Raw genomic sequence first — 25,780 nt, forward strand, 5'->3', positions numbered from 1 at the left:
TTGATGTTCATTCATCCTCAAACGGCGATCAAGCCACGGAAGACACCAAAATATTCAAAAGAGATGCAAATCTGTAAATTCCCACTCAAATGCCGATGGGTTTAATCGATTCAACATACTAATTTATTTGGTATTTTTAGAGAATCATAAATAGTGTCCATTACAGGCATTCCTGTAATTTTGCAACACCAGTCCTGCCTCCCCTTCGTTTCCATAGACACCCGACAGCATTGCTCCGTGTCAGACTCCATTTAAGCTCCCACCCGAAAGAACATATTGAAGCCCCAAAATCGTACCCGGAGCCTGTGCGCTGTGTTATGCTTTTTTCCATCAATAGCGGCCTACATGGAATACACGGGGAAACTGATATGGGTTTAGCATTAAAAGATACTCAGCACCATTGCTACAGCGATTATCTGGCTTGGCCTGACGATATGCGCTATGAGCTGATCGATGGCAACGCGTATGCGATGGCTCCTGCTCCCGACCTGGCACATCAGGATGTGGCAGGGGAAATTTATCTCCAAGCTCGTCTGGCACTTAAGGGTAAATTTTGCCGCGCTTTCATTGCGCCGGTCGATGTTCGCCTGCCGAAACAGAATGAAGCGGATGAAAGCATCGATACCGTCGTACAACCGGACGTATTGGTGGTCTGCGACAGCAGCAAACTGGATCGGCGCGGAGTGCGTGGCGCGCCGGACTGGATTGTGGAAGTATTGTCACCGTCCACGGCCGGGCACGATCAAATCAAAAAACAAAATCTTTACGAACGCCATGGCGTAAAAGAATATTGGTTGGTTCATCCTATTGATCGGGTGCTAACCGTTTACCGCTTAATCGACGGCGAATACGGCAAGCCCGAGCTGTACGAATTAAATGGCGAAACCCAGGTCAGCGTGTTGCCGGATATTGTGATTCGGTGGGATGAATTAGCTACACGATTGCCGGTTGATTATTGACCTTTGGCAGCCATAAGGTACTTCTCACAGCCGGACGAGGCATGTTGCCTCGTTCGAAACGTTTTGCCTGTAGCCATTTAACTCAGTCATCGCCAAAACGTTAGAGACGGGGTTGCAAACCCCGTCTCGCTTGGGAAATTCAAAACCGCTGACGCCTAGTCGCAGGCGCTAAAAACTCTAAAAACGACATGATGAAACCCATCCAGACCGATGAAGCCAAGTTAAAGGCCGCTGCTGCAGAAATCGTGAAGTAATGGGCTGAGCCATCCGAATTAAAAGGGTCGGCTCGATTGATGTGATTAAAAATATATTTGCTACTTTTCAATCGATGTCCAACCCTTTTGATTCGCCTTACAGCTTTAAAAATGTCAAATATAAGGCCTGACCCCAGCTTTTTATGTGGGGCAAGTCATTCCAATTCATTGGTTGTGCAAATGCAAGCATGATTCCTCCTTTTTGAGTTTACCCTAACACGAAGTTAGGATTGTCAGATTGGATTTGTATGGGGGTACAATTTAATCATTATTTCGTTGGCTTTGTTTCCGTTTTGCTAATAGTGCGTCCAGGTTGAGTACCATTAAATAGAGTATGATTTGGTTCGGAAGTTGTTATTTTTTTAGAGCCGTCATCGCGTGTTACTTCGACAGTTACTGAAGTGACGCGTCCTTCTTCATCACGGTTGATGGTTTTTGTTGTACTACTAGACATACACGTCTCCTTTTGGTTGTGGATTTTATGATGTACGCAACTGGTTGATTTTCTTTTGCCTAACTAATATTAGACATCCTAAATAGACGCAAAACATTGCATCATTTTGATGTCTAAATATTTTTTAAAATTAAAATTCATTGTTATTTCATCTGGTTGTGCATATTTAGTGCATCCTAAAATAAATTCAGATAGCGTCACATAAAAGCACGGATAATTTAAGAAATTTTCCAGAAATTAGTTGCATAAGACGCTTTAAAGCATGATCAGTAAATAGGGATTTATACGTAGTATTATGAAAATAATGATATTTAACTTAGTTTTCATCTAAAACAGATGAAGATATGAGATTGAACTGACTCGCAAGTCCTGTAGACCGGAAACGTCAGTTCTCACTGTTTGGGTGACCTTATTCCGGCTTACGCAGCTCCTGCATCCATGTAGACGGGTGGTGAGATGTTTTAAATTTATGTGGAGGGATTAAGCCCCTTCCTCCTTATTATCATCCTCATCCCCAGCCATATCCGAAATCTCCTTCAACCTCGAGATGGCTTTAAAATTAATACTATCTTCCGGATACATACCTTCGCTATCTAACACACCAGCCGATTCCCCGGTCAATAATTCCAACGTTTCATCAACGCTGGAAACCGCATAAACCGCAAACAGCCCCTTCGCCACCGCATCGATCACTTCCTGTTTCAGCATCAGGTTGCGCTTGTTGGCGGCGGGGATAATGGCAGCGTGTTGTCCGTTAAGGCCGCGCGCCTGACATAGCCTGAAGAAGCCTTCTATTTTCTCGTTAACGCCGCCTACCGCCTGCACTTCGCCGTACTGGTTGATTGACCCTGTCACAGCAAAAGTCTGCTTGATCGGCGTCCGGGTCAATGCGGAAATAAGACAGCAAAGCTCGGCCAGCGCGGCGCTGTCGCCGTCGATATAACCGTAGGATTGTTCAATGGCGATGCTGCCCGATATGGCAAAAGGAAATTGCTGGGCATAGGTGTGCCCCAGGTAGCCGGTCAAGATCATTACGCCTTTGGAATGGATGGCCTGACCCAGTTCCACCTCCCGCTCGACATCGACAATGCCTCGGGAACCGGGGTAAACGCTGGCGGTAATGCGCACCGGTGCGCCGAAGCTGCTGCCGCCGACTTCCAGCACGGTTAAGCCGTTGACTTTGCCTACCGCCTCGCCCTCGGTATCGATCAGGATGGTGCCGACCAGCATTTCTTCGAGGATGTTCTCGGGCATTCTGCCGTTACGATGCTCTCTTGCGGCCAGCGCCTGTTCGATATGCGACCGATCGCAAACCGACTGGTTGTCCCGCTTACAAAACAGGTTGGCTTCGCCGATGATTTCCAGCGAGTCTTTGATCCGGGCGGAAAAATGATGCTGGTTTTCCGACAGTCGGCAGCTGTGCTCGATCAGGCATTCAATGGCCGTCCGCGTCAGCGGCTTGGCGCCGGAATCTGCGGCCTGCCTGATCATCAGCAGTATGAAGCGCTGCATCGATTCGTCGTTACGCGGAATGTAGCTGTCAAAATCGGCAAGGATTTTGAACATCTCGTTAAATTCATCATCCAGCTCTTCCAGCAGATAATAAATATCCCTGGAACCGACCAGTATCACTTTAACGTTTAACGGGATGACTTCGGGCTTAAGGGTAATGGTGTTAATGCCCAGATCCGAATAAGGCGATTCGATTTCAATGCGGCCGGATTGCAGGGCGCGTTTTAGGCCTTCCCAGACGAACGGATAATTCAGCAGTTTTTCGGCATCGAGAATCAGATAACCGCCGTTGGCCTTGTGCAATGAACCGGCGCAAATCCGGCGATAATTGGTGACCAGCGTACCCTGATCGCTGACGTATTCGATGCGCCCGAACAGGTTTTGATAAATCGGATGCGGCTCGTAAATAACCGGCGCACCGCATTCCTGCTTGTTATCGACCAGGATATTCGGCGCGTACAACTCGGTCAGCAGCTGCCGTTTTACGGTATTGTCTTGCGGCTCCGGCGTCCGGCTCGGCATTAAATAATCGGTAATGGTGTTGCTGAGATTTTTTTTGATTTCCGCTAAAAAGCTGATGACGTCATCGATGTTTTGATAACTGTCATTCAGTTCGGCAAACAACGGTTCTATCGCCAGATCAATGGTGTCGTTATCCAGTTGCTTGATTTTTTCAACCATGGCCCTGCGCCACTGGGGCAATTCCAGCAAGACATCGCTCAGGTATACTTCCAGCTCCTCGACATGCTTGTGAAAGACTTCCCGTTCCGTCAGCGGCAATTGGGTGAACTGGTCTTCGTTCAGCGCCTTGTTGTCCCGGATAGGCGCGAAAGAAATCGTCTCGCCTTCCCTGAACAACGCAATCTCCAAGGACTGAGCCTTTTTATCGACCAGATCGATGGCGTTGTTATAGTACTGGTTAAAATGGCGTTCGATAGCACTCTTTTTTTGCTGGTACGTAGGGCTTTCAAAGGCGGCAGGAAAGGTCGCCAGCAGGTTATCGATCAGCTTTTCGATGTCCTTGCTGAGCGTTTGTCCATACTCTGCGGGCAGCTCAACGGCCACCGGCTCTCTCGGATTATCGAAATTATCGACATAAGCATAGGAGGGCGGCGCGGGCAGCGTTTTGGCCTGGGCATCCAGGTGATTGGTAATCATCGACAACCGACCCAATCCCGGCTCGCCCATCACAAAAATATTATAGCCGGGGTTGCTCATGGCGACACCAAACTCCAGTGCGGATTGGGCTCTGGACTGGCCCAAAATGGTGTCCGGCAATTTAGGTGCGGTTGGGAACTCAAAGCCCGTCAAATCGACATTTAGTTTCAGTGATTCAAGGGGAAGCTTTAAGGTATTAGACATGGTTAAGAGAAGTTCTCGAATTGCGCAAAAACGGCAATTCTACCATTTTTTACCGCATTGTCCGATTATCCCCATAATGAGGCATGAGGCGCAAAACCATAAAACAGCGGCGATAGTTTTAACTGCCGGGACAGATATTTGCTTATCGATAATTGCCCTGCGTTACTCTATTCGCCATCCATGAAAATTATGCAAGAGGTACGCCCCCAAGGATGGGGAGGTAGAGTAACGCATGGAGCGGTTGCCGTGAAGCTGAAACTTTAATGTCATCTTATTGACTTATAACTGTCATATAAATTTAATTGTAATGTTGCATAATCAACCTGAATTTAACAAAACGAAAAGGCATTCTGATGATTATCAATTGGGTGGCAACGAAGGCACAACAATTTTTACCGGTACAAGAAGCCGGACTCGACGAGCTTAATTTAAGCTTTGACTTTGCATTAAGCCCTGAAATTATGAATTTGTTGTATGCGCAAAATGACGCCTGCATGAATGCAAGGGATAGAGCGCCAACATTAGGTGACTCAGGAGCAGTTGCCGAGGAGGGCCGGCAGGCTGAAGACGTCAACCCGACCGCCATAGTGCAATTTGCATTAGATGAGCATGAGCTGGCGTTAGCCTGATGTAAGCGAATTACGACTGCATGGACGCAGGGAGATAGAGCAACGCATGGAGCGGTTTCGAGGAGCGAAAGCTTTCACCACATCCCTGTGGATTATGCAGTCGCGATTACTTCACAATTAAGCTGTTATTAACCGTCTTGACGCCTTTAACCGTTCTTGCGAGTTCCACCGCTCTGGTAGCGGCACTAGCGGAATCCACAAACCCGCTTAGCTGCACAACACCCTTAAAAGTTTCAACGTTGATTTGTAACAGTTTAAGCCTGGAATCGCCCAATATTGAAGTCTGAACCTTGGTAGTCAGGACAGAATCATCCAGATATTCTCCTGTGCTTTCATGTGTAGTGCCTCCTGCACAACCGGCAATCAACATTGCCAATAAGAACCCTATTATCAACTTGAATTTACTCATAATGTTTAACCCTTATAGTTTAATTAGGTGTAAGTTTAAAAAACGATTATTTTTTTAGTGTTAGATTCAGATATTCGACCCACCGCTACGCTGCTATGTGTATCGCCCCGGCAATAGCTCTGCCCCTATACAGCTCCCGATTTACCCATACTGAAATAACTCCACTCATAAATAATACAATAATATCGGAGAGATGTATTCCACACGCTCAATGCCGATGACTATGGGGCTTTGCCGGGGCGAAAAGCGACGTAAAGGCCGACCGGTTTTCTTCCTGTTTAAAGTCTTCAAATCTTGATGCGAAGTCTTTGCGGGCATTACATCTATGGGCATCAAGATCCTGAACCAGTACGCCCATGGCCAAAAAGGTATTGGCGTGGATGTTAAGCGCCATCATTTCTTCGCTGAACAATTTTAGATTATGCTCTTGAACGGCGTAATCCTGGAAGTCGCCCAAAACTTCCTGAAGTCCTTTCAGGTTTTTAATCAGGCACTTTATTTGATTCTCCGGATAAAGGCTTTGAAAGAATTCCATTAAATAGCGCAGTTTTTTACAGGATTTCCTTAAGTCGTGTAATGCTTCCGCCGGTGATAAGTCGGTAATTGCCTCGCCTTCCTCCAACACGCGGGTAAAAATTTTCCATATTCTTCGGTCCGCCAGTTCTTTAATGGTCAGTTTGGCATTTTGCTCAAGCGGTTTTTTGTACGAGGGTTCTTTAAGGAACTGTTCCCATTCGGCCAGCGTGGACAGATACTTGGGAGATTGCAGTTTTTTTGCCAATTCCTTCTGGGATTTTTGCTGCTTGCCGAGCAAAAAATCATATAAGGGATTGAGATCTTCCCTGATTGACACGGGCAGGCTGCTTTTGTAACGCTCAAAATTCAGCAGATAAACATCCAAATCCCGCGTTGGCCCGGTGATCTGTCCCAGCCAGGAGAAAAAATCGGCATAGTATGCGCTGCTGTTAGCGGGCAGTATGCCTTTAATCTGACTGAGTCCCGCGCGGGTTCTCCTGACCGCAACTCTAAAATCGTGCAAAAATTCGCTATCGGTATCGGCAATCGTGCCCTGCTCGTTGGCTTTGATGGCTTTTAGCAGGTGGCTGTAAATGTACTTGCCGGCAATATCGGCGCGCATGTCGGGATCCAGGTTGATATTCAGTTTTGATGAGTAATCTTTAGGCTTGCGCCCCTGAACTTGCAGAGCGGTTAGCAGAACGGGTTTGTCCGTGACTGTTAATCCCAGTGTTGCGGTTAATATTTCAACAATATGTTCCTCAGCCTTGTCGTAGCCTCTTACCGGTTGCAGCAAGACGCGGTTATTGAATTGACTGTACTCTTCGATTAGCAGCCGGAGTATAGTTTTTTCATCTTTATTAATGATGTTTAGATGATAGATTTCATAATCCAGTGTGCAAACGGGTAATAATGCGCGCATTTCCAACAGCGGCGCCAAAGTGTCGCGTATTATTCCGGGATCGAATGCTTTGCTGAATAAAGGAACTTTCTTAAGCTCTGCGTCGGCAATAACCAAACCGTTTTTAATTGATCTTAAGGTTAAGGATGAAGCGGATTTTGCTTGATTAAACTCGCAAGTGATGTCGTTTGAGTACAAGCGCCAGTCAAAGCTGTCGTAATAGGTTTTGCGGGAAGACTGCCTTGAAGCCAGCCGCGTGCTCACCTCATGGCTTAATTTGACGATAAAATTTTCAGCCGTTAAATTCACGGGAAATTCAAATTGTAAGGACATATTCATTAAAGAGTGTGAGTTCACGAGTAATCTGATTGATAAGCCCTCAAGCGTAACAGCTTAGTATTAACATTTAATGACACTTGGATATGAATGGCGCGGCAGAAATAAATTCCAACTCAGCCGCTATTTTGCGCTGAAGCCCAAGCATAGCAAAAAAAACTGTATTGTAATATCCTTGTCATATTCTATTTCCATAATAGTCCCACTTTAAATTATTTTGAGAGTTCATGATGAAACTATCTTTTAAAACTAAATCGTTAGTGACTGCGATGGGTTTTGGTATCACCGCATTAGTCAGTGGTGTTGCAGGTGCCGTACAAACTGTTGATGCAGGTATTCCCGAGTATCAAAAAGCCAGTGGTATTTCCGGCAATTTGTCCAGTGTCGGTTCCGATACGCTGGCCAACCTGATGACATTATGGGCTGAAGAATTCAATCGCGCTTATCCTAACGTAAACATTCAAATTCAAGCTGCGGGGTCTTCTACAGCACCGCCTGCACTGACTGAAGGCACATCGAACCTGGGCCCTATGAGCCGCGAAATGAAGGATGACGAACTTGAAGCCTTCGAAGACAAATACGGCTACAAACCAACCGCTATTCCGGTAGCTGTTGATGCGTTGGCGGTTCTTGTCAACAAGGACAACCCGGTCAAGGGCTTAACCATGGAACAAGTTGATTCGATTTTCTCTTCCACAAATAAATGCGGCGGCGAAAAGAGCATTGAATCATGGGGTGACGCCGGTGTTGCCGCTTGGGGATCAAAAAGCATCCAGTTATACGGACGTAACTCGGTTTCCGGTACTTACGGTTATTTTAAAGAACACGCTTTATGCAAGGGCGACTTCAAAAACAATGTAAACGAGCAACCCGGTTCCGCTTCCGTAGTTCAATCAGTTACTTCATCAGTTAACGGTATCGGTTACTCCGGCATGGGTTATACGACATCGGGCGTTAAGATGGTGCCTTTGGCAAAGAAAGGCAGCAAGACTTTTGTTGAAGCAACGCCTGAAAATGCAATCGCAGGTACTTATCCTTTGACACGCTACTTGTATATATATGTTAACAAGAAGCCAAACCAACCGCTGGCACCGTTAGACAATGAATTTATCAAAATGGTATTGTCCAAAACCGGTCAGCAAGTGGTTATAAAAGACGGCTATATCCCTCTGCCTGCGAAAGTTGTCGATAAAGTACTGGCTACGCTTAAATAAGATTAGAATTGGAGTAGTGTTGCGCAAGGATGCGCAAACAGGGACGTTGGGTTTAATGTGTTGTTATCTTCCCCCTCAGAAAGTAAAGGCGCATCGGACAAAAATACGGCTGAGATTTGCTTTGTGAATCTTGGCCGTTTTTTTTGGTTTTTTGTTATATCATAGTCACATTTAATTTCTAGTATCTTCAGCATGTCAGAATTAAACACATCCATAAAATCCCCCCCTTCCATAAGAATCAGTTCCGGTGAGTATCATCAGCGCTGGCGACTCATAAAAGATGTATTGGCACGCTATGGCGTAGTGGCTGGCGGCTTGGGCGTGATCGTCGCGATTGTGCTGATTTTCTTTTATTTGCTGTATGTGGTTTATCCCCTGTTTATATCGGCTACTGCAAAATCGGTCAGCGAATACGCAATACCGGAGCAGGCGCTGGGCAATACATTACTGCTGGAGATGGAAGAACAAAATGAGGTGGGCGCTCGATTTACCGACAGCGGCCAAGTGGTGTTTTTTGAGGCGGCTACCGGTAAAACCATATTGACACAGGCCGTAGCAATACCTGAGGGTACACATATCGCCAGCTTTGCTCAGGGCAGCCCTATCAATGAAGGCGCAGTTATTTACGGTTTATCCGATGGCCGGGCGGTCATCGCTAAACATCAATATAAAGTAACTTATCCAAACAATGTGCGGGTTATTACGCCATCGCTTAAATACCCATTAGGCGAACAACCTTTGGTGCTGGATGATTCCGGCGCAGCGTTGGAGAAAATCGCTGTTAAAGTGGGCGAGAATGCAACGACGATAGTCGCAAAAACAGCCGACACCCCGCAGGGTCCCGGTAAAATCCGCTTAATCAACTTCCAAAAGGAACAATCGTTATTTGCCGACGAGGCTGCCTTAACGCGTACCGATTCAGTGCTGGAACAGTCGGCGGCAGGTATTGCAGGTATTTTAATCGACAAAGACGAATCCAATCTGTACCTGATTAGCAATGACGGACAGTTGGGCTTTTTCGATATTAGCGACAAAAGCAGTCCGGCTATCAGACAGCAACAGAATGTGGTCGATGCCGGACAAAAAATCACCAGCGTGACTTTTTTAAACGGCGACCTTTCGCTGATGATAGGCGACTCCAGCGGCCTGGTTTCACAGTGGAGCATGGTTAAAGACAAGTTGAACCGTCCCGCCATGCAAAAAACCCGGTCGTTTAAAGTCTCTGATAAAGCGGTCGTTTCAATTAATGCCGAGCAGCGGCGTAAAGGCTTTATGACGACCGATGCCGACGGGATCGTGGGCATTTATCATTCAACCGCTGAAAGGCAAATGATTAAAGAACGCGTAAGCGATGCCTTGCCGACAGCAGCGGTTTTGTCGCCGAGAGCGAATGCGTTGTTGGTGCAGTCGGCAGACGGCAAAATGCATTTCTGGCATATCGATAATGAGCATCCCGAGGTTTCTATCAAATCGCTTTGGCAGAAAGTCTGGTATGAGAGCTATCCAAAGCCCGATTACATCTGGCAGTCTTCTTCGGCAAATAGTGATTTCGAGCCTAAATACAGCTTAACGCCGTTGGTTTTCGGCACCCTGAAGGCGGCGTTTTATGCCATGCTGGTGGCCATGCCTCTGGCGCTGATGGGAGCGATTTATACCGCTTATTTTATGGCTCCGCGTATGCGGCAGTACGTAAAACCCTCCATTGAAATCATGGGCGCATTGCCGACGGTTATTTTGGGCTTTCTTGCCGGTCTTTGGCTGGCGCCGTTTATGGAAGAGCATCTGGCCGGACTGTTTGCGATGCTGATGATTATTCCTGTCGGAGTCATGCTGTTTGCCTTTGCCTGGCAATTTGTACCTAAGGCCATTGCTCATAATCTTTCGGAAGGCTGGGACGCCGCTTTATTGATTCCCATCATTTTACTGAGCGGCTGGTTTGCCTTTAAGGTGAGTGTGCCCCTGGAAGCGTTTTTGTTTCACGGCTCGTTGCGCGACTGGTTTAAGACTGAACTAGGCATAGGCTATGACCAGCGCAATGCCTTGGTGGTTGGTGTGGCGATGGGCTTTGCGGTTATTCCGACCATTTTTTCGATCGCCGAAGATGCCATTTTCAGTGTGCCGAAACATTTGACCGTGGGTTCTCTGGCACTGGGGGCTACGCCTTGGCAAACCATGATTAGGGTTGTGCTGTTAACCGCGAGTCCGGGCATTTTTTCCGCAGTGATGATCGGTTTCGGCCGGGCCGTCGGGGAGACCATGATTGTGTTAATGGCAACAGGAAATACCCCGGTGATGGATTTAAGCGTTTTTCAGGGCTTGCGTACCCTGGCTGCAAACATCGCTGTGGAAATGCCTGAATCGGAAGTAGATAGTACACATTACCGGGTCCTGTTCTTGGCGGCTCTGGTGTTGTTTATGTTTACCTTTGTTTTTAATACGCTGGCCGAAGTCATTCGTCAGCGCTTACGTGAAAAATATAGCTCATTATGATCAGATTATGGTTTAAAAGCGGTACTCCCTGGGTATGGCTCAACGCGGCGGCGGTCAGTACCTCCCTTATTATGGTGGTTGGCGTGTTGGGCTTGATTTTAGTCCGGGGAGCCGGCCACTTCTGGCCGTCCCCAGTTGTACAGTTCACCTATCAGGAACCGAACGGGCAAATCCAGACAATTATCGGCGAACATGTCGATACCAGCATTACCCCGGCCGCGATGGCTAAATCAACCGGCTATGCCATGGCCGATGATGAAGATACCTTGGTGCAATACCTGATTAAAGCCGGCAACCGGGATATTACCGGCACCGATTTTCGCTGGATATTGGAACGCAATGTTAAGCAGCAACAATCTCCCGCCGAGCTGATGGTGGTGGAACGCCGGGAATGGGGTAATTTTTACGGCCGACTGGTTGCAGTCAAGGAAAGCGGCAAGATTATCGCCGAAGGCGCGGAGGCTTGGCCTGCCGTTCAGACTAAAATATCTGAGGCCTTAACCGTTTTTAAGAAAATAGCCCATCTGGAAAAAAAGGAAGTCGGCGCGATAAACTACAGCCTGGAAAAACTAAGGCTTAAGCAAAAGAAGCTGCAACTGGAAAATCTCTGGGATACGGCTGCAGAACAACGGGTAGCCGCTGAAAAGGCCGAGCTGGAAGTCGAATATAAAAAGTATCAAGCGCAATTGAGCGAGCTGTATCAACAAATAAGACGGGACAGCCTGGTTGCAAAAACCGAAAGCGGCGCTGAAATTGAAATTCCCTTGAATAAAGTAGTCAGGATTTTCCAGCCGAACACCATGAGCGTGTTCGATAAAATCGTGCATTACGGCGTTAAGGTGGTTGAATTTTTAACCGACGAGCCGCGCGAAGCCAATACTGAAGGGGGGATTTTCCCGGCTATTTTCGGTACGGTGATGATGGTGATGATGATGTCGATTATAGTGACCCCGTTTGGCGTCATTGCGGCGGTGTATTTGCGGGAATATGCAAAACAGGGCTTTATCACCCGGTTAATCAGAATTTCGGTCAACAATCTGGCCGGCGTGCCTTCCATTGTTTACGGCGTATTCGGCTTGGGCTTTTTTGTCTATATCCTGGGCGGCAACATCGATCAGCTGTTTTTCCCGGAAGCGGCTCCTGCGCCGGTCTACGGTACGCCGGGCTTGTTATGGGCTTCAATCACGCTGGCTTTACTCACCTTGCCGGTGGTCATTGTTTCAACCGAAGAAGGCTTGGCGCGTATCCCCAGGTCTATACGCGAAGGCAGTCTGGCCTTGGGCGCTACCAAACTGGAAACTTTATGGCTGACGGTGTTGCCGATGGCAAGCCCTGCTATGATGACCGGATTGATTCTGGCTGTGGCCCGGGCGGCGGGCGAAGTGGCTCCGTTAATGCTGGTGGGCGTGGTTAAACTCGCGCCGACCTTGCCGCTGGACGGCAATTACCCGTTTTTGCATTTAGACAGAAAATTTATGCATTTAGGATTTCATATCTATGATGTCGGCTTTCAAAGCCCCAATGTTGAGGCGGCGAGACCGTTGGTTTATGCGACATCATTATTGTTGGTACTGGTCATTGTTGGGCTGAATTTATCAGCCATTTTAATCAGAAATCATCTGCGAGAAAAATACCGGGCACTGGAAGGTTAAAGAAATGACAGCACAACACACACGTACACATACCATCGATGTAAGTTCAATTTTACGCGACCAAAAAACAACTGGCGAACAGAATGAGGCTTGTATCAAAGTAGAAAATTTAAACCTTTTCTACGCGGAAAAGCAGGCTTTGCATGGCGTTAATATGGAGATGCCCAAGAAAAAGGTAACCGCCTATATCGGCCCCAGCGGTTGCGGAAAATCGACACTGCTGCGCTGTATTAACCGGATGAATGACCTGGTTGATAACGTGACCATCGAAGGCAAGATCCTGCTGGATAATGAAAATATCTATGACAAAGCCGTTAACGTAGCCGCTTTGCGCAGGCGCGTCGGCATGGTGTTTCAAAAGCCTAATCCGTTCCCCAAGTCTATCTTTGAAAATGTCACTTACGGCCTCAGGATTCAGGGCATTAATGACAAACGGATATTGGAAGAAACCGTTGAAAACGCCTTACGCGGCGCAGCGTTGTGGGATGAAGTAAAAGACCGCTTGAATGATAACGCCTTGGGCTTGTCGGGCGGACAGCAGCAGCGTCTGGTTATTGCCAGGGCGATTGCGATAGAGCCTGAAGTGCTGTTGCTGGATGAACCCGCGTCAGCGCTGGATCCTATTTCAACATTAAAAATTGAAGAACTGATCAACGAGCTTAAAGAAAAATACACTATAGTTATCGTAACCCACAACATGCAGCAGGCCGCGCGGGTTTCGGACTACACTGCATTTATGTATATGGGCGAATTGATTGAGATGGGTACAACCAGCGAGTTATTCACCAATCCTCGAAAAAAACAAACCGAAGATTACATTACCGGTCGGTACGGCTAACCAGGAGCAAGCAATGGACAACAGCAAAATAGGACACCACATATCAGGCCAGTTCAATAAAGAGCTGGAAGATGTGCGTAACAAAGTTTTAACCATGGGCGGACTGGTTGAGCAGCAGATAGAATTGGCTGTAACGGCTTTCTCGACCGGTGACGTGGAAATGGCCGAACTGGTCATCAAACAGGATAATCAGGTCGATGCGCTGGAAATGGCTATCGACCAGGAATGTATGCAGATTTTTGCGCTGAGACAACCTGCGGCATTCGATTTAAGATTGTTAATCACCGTAATCAAGGTTATCAATGAACTTGAACGCGTCGGCGACCTGGCCGAACGCATCGCCGAGATGGCCATACAATTGTCGGGTGCCGACAACAATAAACATGACCAGTATTTTGAATTGGAACACATGGCGGAATTGGTTCAGGAAATGCTGCATGGCGCTCTGGACGTATTTGCCCGGATGAATGTAGAGGACGTAACCACGATTACCGGTTTGGATGAAAATGTCGATCGTGAATACGCCAGTATTATCCGGCAGCTGATTACCCGAATGATGGAAGATCCGAGAAATATTACCCGGATGCTGGATGTGCTGTGGATTGCCCGCTCGCTGGAAAGAATCGGCGATCATGCCTGTAATGTTTGCGAGCATTTGGTTTACATGGTCAAAGGCGAAGATGTGCGGCATTTGACCCAGGAAGAACTGGAAAGAAAGATGAAGGAGTAAGGGGGATCGTAGGCCGGAATAAGCCAGTTCGAGCGACAGGGAGAACTGGCGTTTCCGGCGCACGTCAATTTAAAACCACGAAGACGCGAAGTTTTGCATTGCATTGTTACCACGCTGGAGCGCTCAACGTTTACACCAGTTTGCCCCAGAATCGTCATTCCGGCAGGGATTCACTCAGGACTATCCTGCCCGGATCCCTTCGGGTTAATGCAAATCCATTCCAAACGGATTTGCATTAACCCGTCGCATAGCGAACCAACAATTCAACGGCTTGTTCGTAATCGTATCGCACATTAAACTTCCAAAATTACGCCGCAACCGCTTCCTTATCTAAAGGCTGATATTCATCATCCGCAAACAACTGAAATCCTTGCGGCAGCTTAAAAATGGCCTTGCACAGCAAACGAAATTGAACCGGTGCATCATGGTTTAAACGCTCTACTGTCAGTTGTACTGCGGTTTTTTCCATCACCCTGCGCAAATCCCGATTCAAATAACGCGGACAATACCCAACTTTGACAGCCTCGCCGGTTTCCAGCACCAAAGCAAAACAGTCATGTTCGTTATTATCTTCCCGCCTTAATACAATCCGGTCGCCACTTTGCAGCCGTTCGATACGATGTAAGCTTGCCGGCTCAAGATGACGCAAACCGTGACTGAGAAAAAATAATTCCATTTCTCCTTGATCGTTGATTTCAGGATGGGAATAAACGCATAATTCATCGGTCGCTCGAATCCCGCCGGAACGGGCCAGCAATTGCATGGGGTCACTTTTTGTAGCCGGGTTCATGGCTAACCAACGCACATAATCAGGGTACTCCGGACGCGAACTATTTAGTACACGATTGGCAAACAGCGGAAATAACTCGTGAGAATAGTAGTTTTTATGTAAATCCAGCATCCTGCCCAAATATTTAAAACGTGGCGATAACGCGCCTTGGGTATAGGCGAACCGGTATAAACCGTTTTCCCGTGTCAATTCCCCCACAGTATGCCAAAGGCGCGTCTCCGGGTCTTGCCATGCAATATACAGGGCTTTCATGGCTTTACCTCCAGTAATCTTTTTTTGTTTAATTCTAATAATTTCATAGCGAATTCAATTGCCGTTTCGCTGATTTCAGACGGCGGTATTTTGTTAAAGACATTTTGACACTGTTCAGGTGAGATGTCGCCTAATCGTTGTAGCCATAGTTTTGCCGATTCCGGTCTTTTACTCGCAAGTTGCCAAAAAGCGTCCAAGGTATGCAATGGTTTTTGTTCAGATTTATTTAAATAAATCGCTGAACGGGCTTTTTTTATATAGCTGCTGATATGCCGCCCTCGGTCTCGCGTTGTTAACAGCTCTTTGCGTTTGACATCACTCTCATTTTGTCCCATAGAAGCGGCATGGTCGTAAGTCGGAGCTAAATAAATTTCACCATAGCGTATTACGCCCCAGTTTTCATGATGCCGATCTTGATTGGCAATCCACGCATCCAGCAATAAATACCCTGAAAAAACATCAACTGCATTTTGTATGGCATCACTTGGCGGTTGCCAATTCATGGGCAACAAAATATCCGGGCTACTCAATAGGGCAACAATTCGCCCAAAAGTATGATCCTGTACTTTATATAGTTGCTGTTCTGGATAGGTACTGTTAATTTCTGCTAACAATTCATTGCCCATCACCAGACGGCCACCATGTGGCACAATCGTTTCCGAGAGAATCCCTTTTTGGTTCATCCATACGGCAAGCTCATAATGGGCGTGGGGCAATCCTAATAATGCGCATAACTCACAAGCAACTTTTTCTGCCCAGTTTTCCCCGGTGTTCGGCCGACCAATTTTAAATAAAAAAAGCCGATTATCTATATGTAGCCAATATTTCGTTTTATTGCCTTGTTGCTCCGGTAGTTCAGGCGCGTTGTCCGCAAGCGGAATAATGGGATAAAAATCAGTCATGCAAATCTTGCTCATCAAACCGACCTTGTTTTAAAAAACATAGGCTGAGATTCATACATTATCCCAGCCTACGGACTCAGCGCGAATAAATTCGCGCTCAAGTAATATACAACCAAAACTATTTTAGAATTAACTTAAAAATGGCAGCACCCTACTTTAGGTATTTTTCTTCTTGTCTTCGTGATGAAAAGAGGTGCCCATTTCAAATCTTAAACTTATCAACCAGCCCAGTAACTCTCTCGATTTTTTGCCTGACTGTCGCGGTAAATACCGCCTCCCCGGCAACCAGCTTGATGGTTTTCTTGGCTCGGGTAATTGCGGTATACAGTAATTCCTTGGTTAACACGGGATTGATGGCTTCAGGCAGGACGATTAACACTTCCTCGAATTCCGACCCCTGGCTTTTATGGATGGTCATCGCAAAAACGGTTTCGCAATGCGGCACACGCGCAGGCAGGTATCTTTTGACGCTGCCGTCGGCGCGTTGGAAAAACACCATCAGTTTCCCTGTAGAAACCTGTCCTGAGCTTGTCGAAGGGATGCTATCCGGCATGCAAATGCCAATATCGCCATTATAAAGATGCAGCGCCGGGTTGTTTTGCGTGACCATGACCGGCCGCCCCGGATACCATAAACCGGACAAATCGATGCGCTTTTGCTCGGCCAGTTTTTGTTCAACCCGATAATTGATGTCGGCAACGCTGTTTTTTCCCTGCCGGTTGGAACACAGCACCTGAAAGCGGCTGAACGCCTGGAAAATCCGCTCGAATTCCGCGCCTGCTTTAGCCAACTGCAAATAATCCGCTTGCTGTGCGGCTACATAATCGATTAAATCTTCATCGAGACATTGCACCGCACCGTCTCCGCCATTGCTTAAAATCTGCCAGGCGAGTTCATCCTGCTGAAAATTGACCGCCTCGGCCAGTTCTTTTATAGCGCCGCCGAAACGGTGCGATTTCTTCAACGTGTAGACATTGTTTTGCAGAGTCTCGGCCATTGCTAAATCGGCTAACACCGCGCCGGATTCCACCGAAGCCAGCTGATCCTTGTCGCCCAGCAAGATCAAGCGTGCGCCGGGCTTTAAGGCGTCAAGCAGCTTGCTCATCAAGGCCAGATCGACCATGGACGCTTCGTCAACCACGACCAGATCATACACCAGCGGCTTGTCTGCATTATGCCGAAAATACGGTGAAGGCGGTATCGCACCCAGCAGGCGATGCAGGGTGGTTACCGTTTCCGGGATGCGATTTTTTATCGCCTCCGAACACGGCAGCTTCGCCTTGCTCTTACCTATCGATTCCTGAAGGCGCATGGCGGCCTTTCCGGTCGGCGCAGCCAAGGCAATATGTAGCGGTTGTTCGGCCAATTCCTGCAACAACGCCAGGATTTTAACGACGGTAAATGTTTTTCCGGTTCCCGGTCCGCCGGTGATGATGCTGAATGACTGTTTGGCCGCCATTTTTGCCGCTTCACGCTGGTCGTCGGTTTCATCACGCATATCGAAATAGCGATCCAGTAGGGCGTCGAGTTTTTCAATCGGGTGTTCGGCTTGGGTCATTGCCTTGATCTGCAGCGCCAGCCGGTTTTCATAATTCCAGTAACGGTGCAGATACAAACGATCCTGTTCGATAACCAGCGGTAAGGGATTGGCTTGGCTTTCGGGGTTCGGCTCTACCAACCCGGAAGCAAGTAGCAATGCTCGCGCTTTATCGTCTATTTGTATGCAGCTGTGGCCTTGGTTTTGTTCGTAAGACCCCGTCATCACGATAGTTTCGAAGGCCTGTTTTTGCAGGGGATCGAAACCGGTGCGCTGGCTAAGGAATCGGGCAAAGGCGACATCCAGGCGGCTGAATGATCTTGGTTCGGTTTGTACCTCCAAATCCTCTATCACTGAGCCCCCCCAAACAATGCCGCCAACGCTTCAACCCGTTCCAAGTCGGGCCGGTCCTGATAAACGCCGCTCATAGGCTGATCCGGTTGCATGCCGCGCACGAACAAATAACGCACGCCGCCAAAATGCGTTTCATAGTCGTAATCCGGCAAGCGCGTTTGCAAGTAACGATGCAGCACTACCGTGTAAATCCAGTATTGCAGACCGTAGTTATGTTCGCGCATGGCATGGGTTAAGCTGTCCGGGCTGTAATCTTGCAGGCCGTTGGTTTTATAATCCATCACATAATAACGCCTCGTTCCGGAATCCAAAATCGCGCAGATAAGATCGATAAATCCGGTCAGATAACCGCACATCTGCTTGGCGGTCAATGACTGGAAAGCCGGAGTGTCGCGCAAAATATGATTGATCTGTGCGGCGTCCATCGTTTGCATGGATAAATAAAACGGCATTTCCTTTAGGCACTGATTTTCCGCCAGATTCATCAGGCAAAAATCGACATTCGTCTCGGACAGCGGCGTTGCGACCACGGCCTGCAACAGCTCATCAAGCAGTTCCGGCCGTTCCAGTTTTAAGCCATAGCGTTGACAAGCCTTGTCCCGTTGCGTGGCAATATCCTTGCGCTGGGCCAAGTCGATGAACGCATGATTTTCCAACAGGTCATGCACGACATTACCGGTATGCGCACCTTTGGGCAATTCAAACGCTGCGCTGCCGGGCTCCGACTTGGCAATGAGCGTTTGCTCTCCCGCCTTGTCTTCCGGCAGTTCCGGCGCATCGTGCATGCTTAATGCCGACAAGGCCGTATAGCTGCTCATTTGCCAACGGGTATATAGCGATCTTTTACGCTTTTTTGCCTGCATTTGGGTATGCGCAACCATTTTTTGATAGCTGCCGTTTAACTCACCCGGCACGTCCAGCAAGCGGTAAGCAAATGCCTGCCCGGCTTGATTCTGAAAGGCTTGCAGTCTTGCCTGTTGCTTGGAAAAATCGGCCGCCGCAAATTCAAGCAACCAAGCCATCGACGAATCATTCGCCGTATCCTGAGAACGCACATCGCCCCAGGCAATATAACAGCGGTATTTGGCACGGGTAACCGCCACGTAGAATACCCGCAAATCCTCGGCCAGCTCTTCGTTCAATGCCATTTCGCGGTGCCGTTCGAAATCATCGGAACCCAAATCGACTATGGTCCGGCCGTTTTCATGGCATCTAATCAACAACCGTTCGCTGTTTAAACGATCACTGCGCTGCCAAAGATAAGGGCAAAATACGATTGAATATTCCAGCCCCTTGGAGCGGTGCATGGTGACGATTTTGACCGCATCGTCGTCGCTTTCAAGGCGCAACTGCTGGTCTTCCGCACTGCTCGCTTTGGCGATCGCGCTACGCAGCCAGTCCAGGGTTTTATTGATGCCCAGATGTTCATCGACAGCGGCCTGTTGTACCAGCTCAATCAGATGATGCAGGTTGGTGAGTTGTCTTTCCGCCATCAGTGTTTTCGATACACCGGCCCTGATTTTTTCCTGAGTCAGCAAATGCAGCATCATCGCCATCAAACCGGTTTGCTGCCAGTCCTGAAAATAGCCGAGAAAGCGTGACATCCAGGCGTCCAGCTCAATCTCGTTATTGATCAGCCGATACAGCGTTTGCCCATCCAAATCAAACCAGTCCAGCGTCAAAGCCTGTTTGAGCAGTCCGCTATCGCCGGGGTGAGCCACGGCCTGCAACAGGCTGTATAAATCGGCCGCCTCCTGTGAGGCAAAAACAGACTCCGTGCTGTTTAACACGGAAGGCACGCCCGCCAGTCGCAATGCTGCCTGATAATCTCTGGCCTGGGTATTGGTTCTTACCAGGATGGCGATGTCTTTGGGCAGTAAGACCCGGTTCGCCGGTTGCAGGATGAAGTCGCCAGTCAGCAAATCGACGACTTCATTAACAACGGCGACCCTGATTTCCTCGGCCGCCTTGCCCGCCGTCCAGCAGCCCGTTTTGCTGCCGCTTTCCGGCAACTGCCACAGCATCATCGGCGCAACGGCTTGTCCTTCGTGATGCAATTCGCCGTTATCTGCCGACAAGGCGGGCTTTACGTTGATAAACTCCAGACCCTCCAGAAAAAATGCCCTGTCTCGTTGAAACAACGCATTCACCGCATCGACCAGCTGCGGATGCGAACGCCAGTTAAGGCCTAAGGTAAATTGATGCTCGGCCTGTTTTTGTGCGTCCAGATACGAATAAATATCCGCACCGCGAAATTTGTAGATCGCTTGTTTGGGGTCGCCGATTAAATATAAATACTGGCTGGGAGCGGCAAATAATGAGGAAAAAATAAACCACTGGCTGTCATCGGTATCCTGAAATTCATCGATCAGGGCCACTTCAAATCGCTGTTGCAATTCAGCCGTCAGCAGTTCGCATTTTTCGCTTTGCAAGGCCTCCGCCAAGCGACTGATCAAGTCATCGAACGACAACACATTCAGTTGCTGCAAGCGTTTATCCAGCTCCTCGCGCAAACTGTCCAGCAGGGTTTTGCGTAATACCAAGGCGATTTGTGTAAACGCCGAAGCCAGCGCATCGAAAGCAGCAGTATCGATTGCTAATTCAGCTAGATATTCGGCTTTGCGCTGAGCGCCGCTCTGGGTTTTATTGGTTCTGAATTTGTTGCCATGCAGAGCTTCCATCAAACCGTTTCCGGTCAATAAGGCAAATGCTTCAGCGTCGGGGATATGTGTAGTAGTGCCGTGCAGCCATGCACTTAGCGAGTCATGGTGATAGCCAAAAGTATCCGTATAACCGGTCTTGAATTTTTCGTCAGCGAAGCAATTGCGTAAAGCATTTGCGCAATTATCCAGTTGATCTTTTGCCAAACCCGCCAGTCGTTGTAATTCTTTTAATGCGGCATCCAGACTCTCGCAAACCGGATAAACTTTAGTTTCCAAGCCGTTACCAGGAAACGCGGCAACGCTGGCAAGCAACGCATCCGGGGTTTTAAAGTCCGCCGTTAATACCTCAACTTCCCAGGCCGAACGTCGGTAAATCTGCTTGCGCCAGAAATCATCCGCACAGGCCTGTTTAATCGCCGCCAAATCGCCAGTTAATTCGGCATCGAATAATTGCCCGCTTTCCAGCGCATGCTCCCTTAAGACTCGCTGACAAAAACCATGAATAGTAAAAATTCCGGCTTGGTCTATATCCAGCAATGCCATTTGAAGACGTTGTTTGACCAGCTCAGGTTCAATATCCAGCTTAGCCAGCCAGTCGACAATATTGTCATCGATGTTTTCAGTATGCCTGCCCTGAGCCTGTCGATCGAGGCTGTCCAAAGCCCGCCTAGCCTCAGCCAATCTGGAACGCACCCGGTCTTTAAGCTCTTCTGTTGCCGCTTTGGTAAAGGTAACCACCAGCAATTTCTCAATTGGAATGCCCTGCTCGACCACAAAACGCAATACCAGCATCGCTATGGCATAGGTTTTCCCTGTTCCGGCGCTGGCTTCAATCAGGTTTACGCCTTTTAGCAACTCGGTGTGAACCGGATCAAAATTCTTAGTCTTCATGCGTAAACGTTGCCATTAAAGAGGTTATTGTCCAAGCCTAACGATGTATTATTCCTTTAATCTAAAATGGAATTTTTCCATTGACTTCAGCATTCAAATTTAACAATCAAGCACCTGCAATCTTTTCCACAATTACTGTGTATAACTCTGTGTATAAGATATAAATAACACCGTTAAGAGCGGATAAATCCTGCTTTCCGTTAAATTGTAGCATTTTTATACGGAATAATATTAACTTAGAATTCAATGCGTTATATTTAGTTAGTTTTAAAAAGTACGACCTCCCTGTGACCGGACTTATCATGCATGACTACAAAATCAATCTGTGTATAGGCAACAGCTGATAAATCTATGAACGCTCTAAATTTTAATATGATTAATTGTCCGCACAAGAATTAACTAAAATAATTTTCCTAAATTCAGGCAAAAAAAAACCCAAGCGTTTAGGCTTGGGTTTTTAATTTAAGAGCTTGGCAATTCCCTACTTTCGCATGGCAAACTGCCACACTATCATCGGCGCTAAACGGTTTCACTTCCGAGTTCGGGATGGGATCGGGTGGTTCACGTTCGCTATGGTCACCAAGCAAACTGGTGTGGTCGGTTGGCTTCTTCAGCGTTTGGCTGGGGTTGCTTAATCGACCGTCTTCACTGGGCAGCTTGCTGCCGAGTGTTGGAAATCTGTAACGTCTCTCTTTAATCTTTACGGTTCATTTGCGATTATTCAGCTGTGACTAAGTTTTACGCTTAGCTATAACACATCCTCAAACTGATTGGGTGTTATATGGTCAAGCCTCACGGGCAATTAGTACACGTTAGCTTCACACATTACTGCGCTTCCACACCGTGCCTATCAACGTCGTAGTCTCCGACGGCCCTTCAGGGGACTTATAGTCCCAGTGAGATCTCATCTTGGGAGGGGCTTCCCGCTTAGATGCTTTCAGCGGTTATCCTGTCCGAACATAGCTACCCGGCAATGCCACTGGCGTGACAACCGGAACACCAGAGGTTCGTCCACTCCGGTCCTCTCGTACTAGGAGCAGCTTCCCTCAAATCTCAAACGCCCACGGCAGATAGGGACCGAACTGTCTCACGACGTTCTGAACCCAGCTCGCGTACCACTTTAAATGGCGAACAGCCATACCCTTGGGACCTGCTTCAGCCCCAGGATGTGATGAGCCGACATCGAGGTGCCAAACACCGCCGTCGATATGAACTCTTGGGCGGTATCAGCCTGTTATCCCCGGAGTACCTTTTATCCGTTGAGCGATGGCCCTTCCATACAGAACCACCGGATCACTATGACCTACTTTCGTACCTGCTCGACTTGTCCGTCTCGCAGTCAAGCACCCTTATGCCATTGCACTCATCGCCTGATTTCCGACCAGGCTGAGGGTACCTTCGTGCTCCTCCGTTACTCTTTAGGAGGAGACCGCCCCAGTCAAACTACCCACCATACACTGTCCCCAATCCGGATAACGGACCTAGGTTAGAACTTCGAACATACCAGGGTGGTATTTCAAGGTTGGCTCCACAAGAACTGGCGTTCCTGCTTCGAAGCCTCCCACCTATCCTACACAAATAGGTTCAAAGTCCAGTGCAAAGCTATAGTAAAGGTTCACGGGGTCTTTCCGTCTAGCCGCGGGTATACGGCATCTTCACCGCAATTTCAATTTCACTGAGTCTCGGCTGGAGACAGTGTGGCCATCGTTACGCCATTCGTGCAGGTCGGAACTTACCCGACAAGGAATTTCGCTACCTTAGGACCGTTATAGTTACGGCCGCCGTTTACTGGGGCTTCGATCAAGAGCTTCTCCGAAGATAACCCCATCAATTAACCTTCCAGCACCGGGCAGGCGTCACACCCTATACTTCCTCTTTCGAGTTTGCAGAGTGCTATGTTTTTGCTAAACAGTCGCAGCCACCAATTTATTGCAACCCCTTTCAACTCCAGCAGCAAGTGCCTTCACCTACTCGGGGTGTACCTTCTCCCGAAGTTACGGTACCATTTTGCCTAGTTCCTTCAGCCGAGTTCTCTCAAGCGCCTTAGAATTCTCATCCCATCCACCTGTGTCGGTTTGGGGTACGGCCACTTGTAACCTGAAGCTTAGAGGTTTTTCTTGGAAGCATGGCATCAATCACTTCGTCGCTCCGAAGAGCAACTCGTCATCACGTCTCAGAATATAGGTTCCCGGATTTGCCTAAGAACCCTCCCTACTCGCTTAAACTGCCTATTCCAACAGACAGCTGACCTAGCCTTCTCCGTCACCCCATCGCAGTTACAACTGGTGCAGGAATATTAACCTGCTTTCCATCGACTACGCCTTTCGGCCTCGCCTTAGGTACCGACTAACCCTGCGTCGATTAGCGTTGCGCAGGAAACCTTGGATTTTCGGCGTGGGGGTTTTTCACCCCCATTATCGTTACTCATGTCAGCATTCGCACTTCTGATACCTCCAGCAAACTTCTCAGTTCACCTTCGCAGGCGTACAGAACGCTCCTCTACCGCCACACTAAAAGTGTGACCCGTAGCTTCGGTACTATGCTTAGCCCCGGTAAATCTTCCGCGCAGGCCGACTCGACCAGTGAGCTATTACGCTTTCTTTAAAGGATGGCTGCTTCTAAGCCAACCTCCTGGCTGTCTGTGCCTTCCCACATCGTTTCCCACTGAGCATAGATTTTGGGACCTTAGCTGACGGTCTGGGCTGTTTCCCTTTCCACGACGGACCTTATCACCCGCCGTGTGTCTCCCGTGCTCAAACTTGTTGGTATTCGGAGTTTGCATCGGGTTGGTAAGTCGAGATGACCCCCTAGCCGAAACAGTGCTCTACCCCCAACAGTTATACACGAGGCGCTACCTAAATAGCTTTCGAGGAGAACCAGCTATCTCCGAGCTTGATTAGCCTTTCACTCCGATCCACAGCTCATCCCCGCATTTTTCAACATACGTGGGTTCGGCCCTCCAGTAAGTATTACCCCACCTTCAGCCTGGCCATGGATAGATCGCCCGGTTTCGGGTCTAATCCCAGCGACTAAACGCCCTATTAAGACTCGCTTTCGCTACGCCTCCCCTATTCGGTTAAGCTTGCCACTGAGATTAAGTCGCTGACCCATTATACAAAAGGTACGCAGTCACGGAACAAGTCCGCTCCTACTGCTTGTACGCATACGGTTTCAGGATCTATTTCACTCCCCTCTCCGGGGTTCTTTTCGCCTTTCCCTCACGGTACTGGTTCACTATCGGTCAGTAAGGAGTATTTAGCCTTGGAGGATGGTCCCCCCATGTTCAGTCAAAGTTTCACGTGCTCCGACCTACTCGATTTCACTGCACAGCGTTTTCGTGTACGGGGCTATCACCCTGTATCGCCAGACTTTCCAGACTGTTCCACTAACAACTGTACAACTTAAGGGCTAATCCCCGTTCGCTCGCCGCTACTAAGGGAATCTCGGTTGATTTCTTTTCCTCTGGGTACTTAGATGTTTCAGTTCCCCAGGTTCGCTCAATACAGCTATGTATTCACTGTACTGTGACCCGCTGATGCGGGCCGGGTTTCCCCATTCGGAAATTCTCGGATCAAAGTTAGTTTGCAAACTCCCCGAGACTTATCGCATGCTACAACGTCCTTCATCGCCTCTCACTGCCTAGGCATCCACCGTATGCGCTTATTCACTTGACCATATAACCCCAATAAGTCTGCTTTTTCGCTATTGGTTACAATAGTTAATAAAGAGCTGTTTTGTGTTATATCGATCAGCTTTCTTAATCGCTTTTTTCTGCTTTTGAGAACTCATTCTTGTTTACCTTGACGTTGAGTGTTAGGCTAGACCCGCTTACGCCGGTTTCGCTTGACCTTCTCGGTGTCGGTTCACTTGAACTCGTTTAGTAAGCTCATGGTTTTATTCCATGAAGTTACTTTGTTACAGATTTCCAAATTGTTAAAGAGCTATTAATGCATGTAATGCACCAATTCTATAAGGTCTCTGACGATTCTTCGTTCAGAATCGAGACGTTATAGAATTGGTGGAGCTAAGCGGGATCGAACCGCTGACCCCCTGCGTGCAAGGCAGGTGCTCTCCCAGCTGAGCTATAGCCCCAGTGTTTCTTGCTTAAGTCCCCTAGGCCACATCACGTTTACCA

At 48.1% G+C, this 25,780-nt stretch carries 15 protein-coding genes, 1 tRNA gene, 2 rRNA genes and 1 other annotated feature (1 of these 19 only partly in view); of the genes, 7 read left to right on the forward strand and 11 right to left on the reverse strand.

Annotated elements, in window-relative coordinates:
* The first annotated feature begins 368 nt into the window (after window positions 1-368).
* Window positions 369-959, forward strand: coding sequence for a Uma2 family endonuclease (locus METTU_RS08820; protein ID WP_006891040.1), 591 nt, complete (start codon window positions 369-371; stop codon window positions 957-959).
* Window positions 960-1,481: 522 nt separating this feature from the next.
* On the opposite strand, the gene METTU_RS23160 is transcribed toward METTU_RS08820, so the two are convergent.
* Together METTU_RS23160 and METTU_RS08825 are read right to left on the reverse strand one after the other, a co-directional pair.
* The gene (locus tag METTU_RS23160) at window positions 1,482-1,667 is read right to left on the reverse strand and encodes a hypothetical protein (RefSeq protein WP_006891044.1); all 186 of its coding nucleotides are present in this window, start codon (window positions 1,665-1,667) and stop codon (window positions 1,482-1,484) included.
* 480 nt (window positions 1,668-2,147) lie between these two features.
* Complete coding sequence (locus tag METTU_RS08825; RefSeq protein ID WP_006891045.1) at window positions 2,148-4,541, reverse strand: Lon protease family protein; 2,394 nt, start codon at window positions 4,539-4,541, stop codon at window positions 2,148-2,150.
* Between the two features lie 353 nt (window positions 4,542-4,894).
* Here METTU_RS08825 and METTU_RS08830 point away from each other — a divergent pair, with 353 nt between their 5' ends.
* Window positions 4,895-5,170 (forward strand): hypothetical protein, encoded by a 276-nt coding sequence (locus METTU_RS08830; RefSeq protein WP_006891046.1) that lies wholly within the window; start codon window positions 4,895-4,897, stop codon window positions 5,168-5,170.
* Window positions 5,171-5,276: 106 nt separating this feature from the next.
* Here the strand turns inward: METTU_RS08830 and METTU_RS08835 are convergent, their stop codons facing one another.
* Together METTU_RS08835 and METTU_RS08840 are read right to left on the reverse strand one after the other, a co-directional pair.
* A complete protein-coding gene (locus tag METTU_RS08835; RefSeq protein WP_006891052.1) occupies window positions 5,277-5,579 on the reverse strand; it encodes a BON domain-containing protein in 303 nt (100 codons plus the stop codon).
* A gap of 208 nt (window positions 5,580-5,787) precedes the next feature.
* Window positions 5,788-7,329 (reverse strand): CHAD domain-containing protein, encoded by a 1,542-nt coding sequence (locus tag METTU_RS08840; RefSeq protein ID WP_040580276.1) that lies wholly within the window; start codon window positions 7,327-7,329, stop codon window positions 5,788-5,790.
* Window positions 7,330-7,562: 233 nt separating this feature from the next.
* On the opposite strand from METTU_RS08840, the gene METTU_RS08845 reads away from it, so the two are divergent.
* From METTU_RS08845 to phoU, 5 genes are all read left to right on the forward strand, one after another.
* Window positions 7,563-8,546, forward strand: a complete 984-nt coding sequence (locus METTU_RS08845; RefSeq protein WP_027148442.1) for a PstS family phosphate ABC transporter substrate-binding protein — start codon at window positions 7,563-7,565, stop codon at window positions 8,544-8,546.
* A gap of 192 nt (window positions 8,547-8,738) precedes the next feature.
* Entirely contained in the window at window positions 8,739-11,036 is a 2,298-nt protein-coding gene (locus METTU_RS08855; protein ID WP_006891056.1) for an ABC transporter permease subunit, read from the forward strand.
* Window positions 11,033-12,688, forward strand: coding sequence for a phosphate ABC transporter permease PstA (gene pstA / locus METTU_RS08860; RefSeq protein ID WP_006891058.1), 1,656 nt, complete (start codon window positions 11,033-11,035; stop codon window positions 12,686-12,688). The genes METTU_RS08855 and pstA overlap by 4 nt, the downstream gene beginning before the upstream one ends.
* Window positions 12,689-12,692: 4 nt before the next feature.
* The gene (gene pstB, locus METTU_RS08865; protein ID WP_006891059.1) at window positions 12,693-13,526 is read left to right on the forward strand and encodes a phosphate ABC transporter ATP-binding protein PstB; all 834 of its coding nucleotides are present in this window, start codon (window positions 12,693-12,695) and stop codon (window positions 13,524-13,526) included.
* A gap of 13 nt (window positions 13,527-13,539) precedes the next feature.
* The gene (phoU, locus tag METTU_RS08870) at window positions 13,540-14,256 is read left to right on the forward strand and encodes a phosphate signaling complex protein PhoU (protein ID WP_006891061.1); all 717 of its coding nucleotides are present in this window, start codon (window positions 13,540-13,542) and stop codon (window positions 14,254-14,256) included.
* Between the two features lie 307 nt (window positions 14,257-14,563).
* Here phoU and METTU_RS08875 read toward each other — a convergent pair whose 3' ends face one another.
* From METTU_RS08875 to METTU_RS08905, 7 genes are all read right to left on the reverse strand, one after another.
* Complete coding sequence (locus tag METTU_RS08875; RefSeq protein ID WP_006891063.1) at window positions 14,564-15,298, reverse strand: HIRAN domain-containing protein; 735 nt, start codon at window positions 15,296-15,298, stop codon at window positions 14,564-14,566.
* Complete coding sequence (locus METTU_RS08880; RefSeq protein ID WP_040579724.1) at window positions 15,295-16,200, reverse strand: HipA domain-containing protein; 906 nt, start codon at window positions 16,198-16,200, stop codon at window positions 15,295-15,297. The genes METTU_RS08875 and METTU_RS08880 overlap by 4 nt, the downstream gene beginning before the upstream one ends.
* A gap of 202 nt (window positions 16,201-16,402) precedes the next feature.
* Window positions 16,403-18,091 carry an exodeoxyribonuclease V subunit alpha gene (gene recD / locus METTU_RS08885; RefSeq protein ID WP_006891065.1) on the reverse strand — a complete coding sequence of 563 codons (1,689 nt, stop codon included), beginning with the start codon at window positions 18,089-18,091 and terminating at the stop codon, window positions 16,403-16,405.
* On the reverse strand, window positions 18,088-21,645 hold the full coding sequence (recB, locus tag METTU_RS08890; RefSeq protein ID WP_006891066.1) for an exodeoxyribonuclease V subunit beta: 3,558 nt from the start codon (window positions 21,643-21,645) through the stop codon (window positions 18,088-18,090). Before recB ends, recD begins: the two co-directional genes overlap by 4 nt.
* A 468-nt stretch (window positions 21,646-22,113) precedes the next feature.
* Window positions 22,114-22,229, reverse strand: a 5S ribosomal RNA gene (rrf, locus tag METTU_RS08895).
* A 197-nt stretch (window positions 22,230-22,426) separates the two neighbouring features.
* Window positions 22,427-25,319 (reverse strand): 23S ribosomal RNA (locus tag METTU_RS08900).
* A gap of 342 nt (window positions 25,320-25,661) precedes the next feature.
* Window positions 25,662-25,737 (reverse strand) — tRNA-Ala (locus METTU_RS08905).
* Window positions 25,738-25,765: 28 nt separating this feature from the next.
* Window positions 25,766-25,780: a sequence feature (16S ribosomal RNA rRNA prediction is too short), on the reverse strand; it runs 487 nt beyond the window's last position.

Origin of the sequence: Methylobacter tundripaludum SV96, assembly GCF_000190755.2 — a bacterium.
In the GTDB taxonomy this organism is placed as follows: Bacteria; Pseudomonadota; Gammaproteobacteria; order Methylococcales; family Methylomonadaceae; genus Methylobacter_A; species Methylobacter_A tundripaludum.

What these genes read in the sequence shown, in the direction of transcription:
- pstB (WP_006891059.1), top strand. Translation starts at nt 12,693, where the DNA reads ATGACAGCACAACACACACGTACACATACCATCGATGTAAGTTCAATT.
- METTU_RS08820 (WP_006891040.1), top strand. Translation starts at nt 369, where the DNA reads ATGGGTTTAGCATTAAAAGATACTCAGCACCATTGCTACAGCGATTAT.
- recB (WP_006891066.1), bottom strand. Translation starts at nt 21,645, where the DNA reads ATGAAGACTAAGAATTTTGATCCGGTTCACACCGAGTTGCTAAAAGGC.
- METTU_RS08845 (WP_027148442.1), top strand. Translation starts at nt 7,563, where the DNA reads ATGAAACTATCTTTTAAAACTAAATCGTTAGTGACTGCGATGGGTTTT.
- METTU_RS08880 (WP_040579724.1), bottom strand. Translation starts at nt 16,200, where the DNA reads ATGACTGATTTTTATCCCATTATTCCGCTTGCGGACAACGCGCCTGAA.
- METTU_RS08855 (WP_006891056.1), top strand. Translation starts at nt 8,739, where the DNA reads ATGTCAGAATTAAACACATCCATAAAATCCCCCCCTTCCATAAGAATC.
- phoU (WP_006891061.1), top strand. Translation starts at nt 13,540, where the DNA reads ATGGACAACAGCAAAATAGGACACCACATATCAGGCCAGTTCAATAAA.
- METTU_RS08835 (WP_006891052.1), bottom strand. Translation starts at nt 5,579, where the DNA reads ATGAGTAAATTCAAGTTGATAATAGGGTTCTTATTGGCAATGTTGATT.
- METTU_RS23160 (WP_006891044.1), bottom strand. Translation starts at nt 1,667, where the DNA reads ATGTCTAGTAGTACAACAAAAACCATCAACCGTGATGAAGAAGGACGC.
- pstA (WP_006891058.1), top strand. Translation starts at nt 11,033, where the DNA reads ATGATCAGATTATGGTTTAAAAGCGGTACTCCCTGGGTATGGCTCAAC.
- METTU_RS08830 (WP_006891046.1), top strand. Translation starts at nt 4,895, where the DNA reads ATGATTATCAATTGGGTGGCAACGAAGGCACAACAATTTTTACCGGTA.
- METTU_RS08875 (WP_006891063.1), bottom strand. Translation starts at nt 15,298, where the DNA reads ATGAAAGCCCTGTATATTGCATGGCAAGACCCGGAGACGCGCCTTTGG.
- METTU_RS08825 (WP_006891045.1), bottom strand. Translation starts at nt 4,541, where the DNA reads ATGTCTAATACCTTAAAGCTTCCCCTTGAATCACTGAAACTAAATGTC.
- METTU_RS08840 (WP_040580276.1), bottom strand. Translation starts at nt 7,329, where the DNA reads ATGTCCTTACAATTTGAATTTCCCGTGAATTTAACGGCTGAAAATTTT.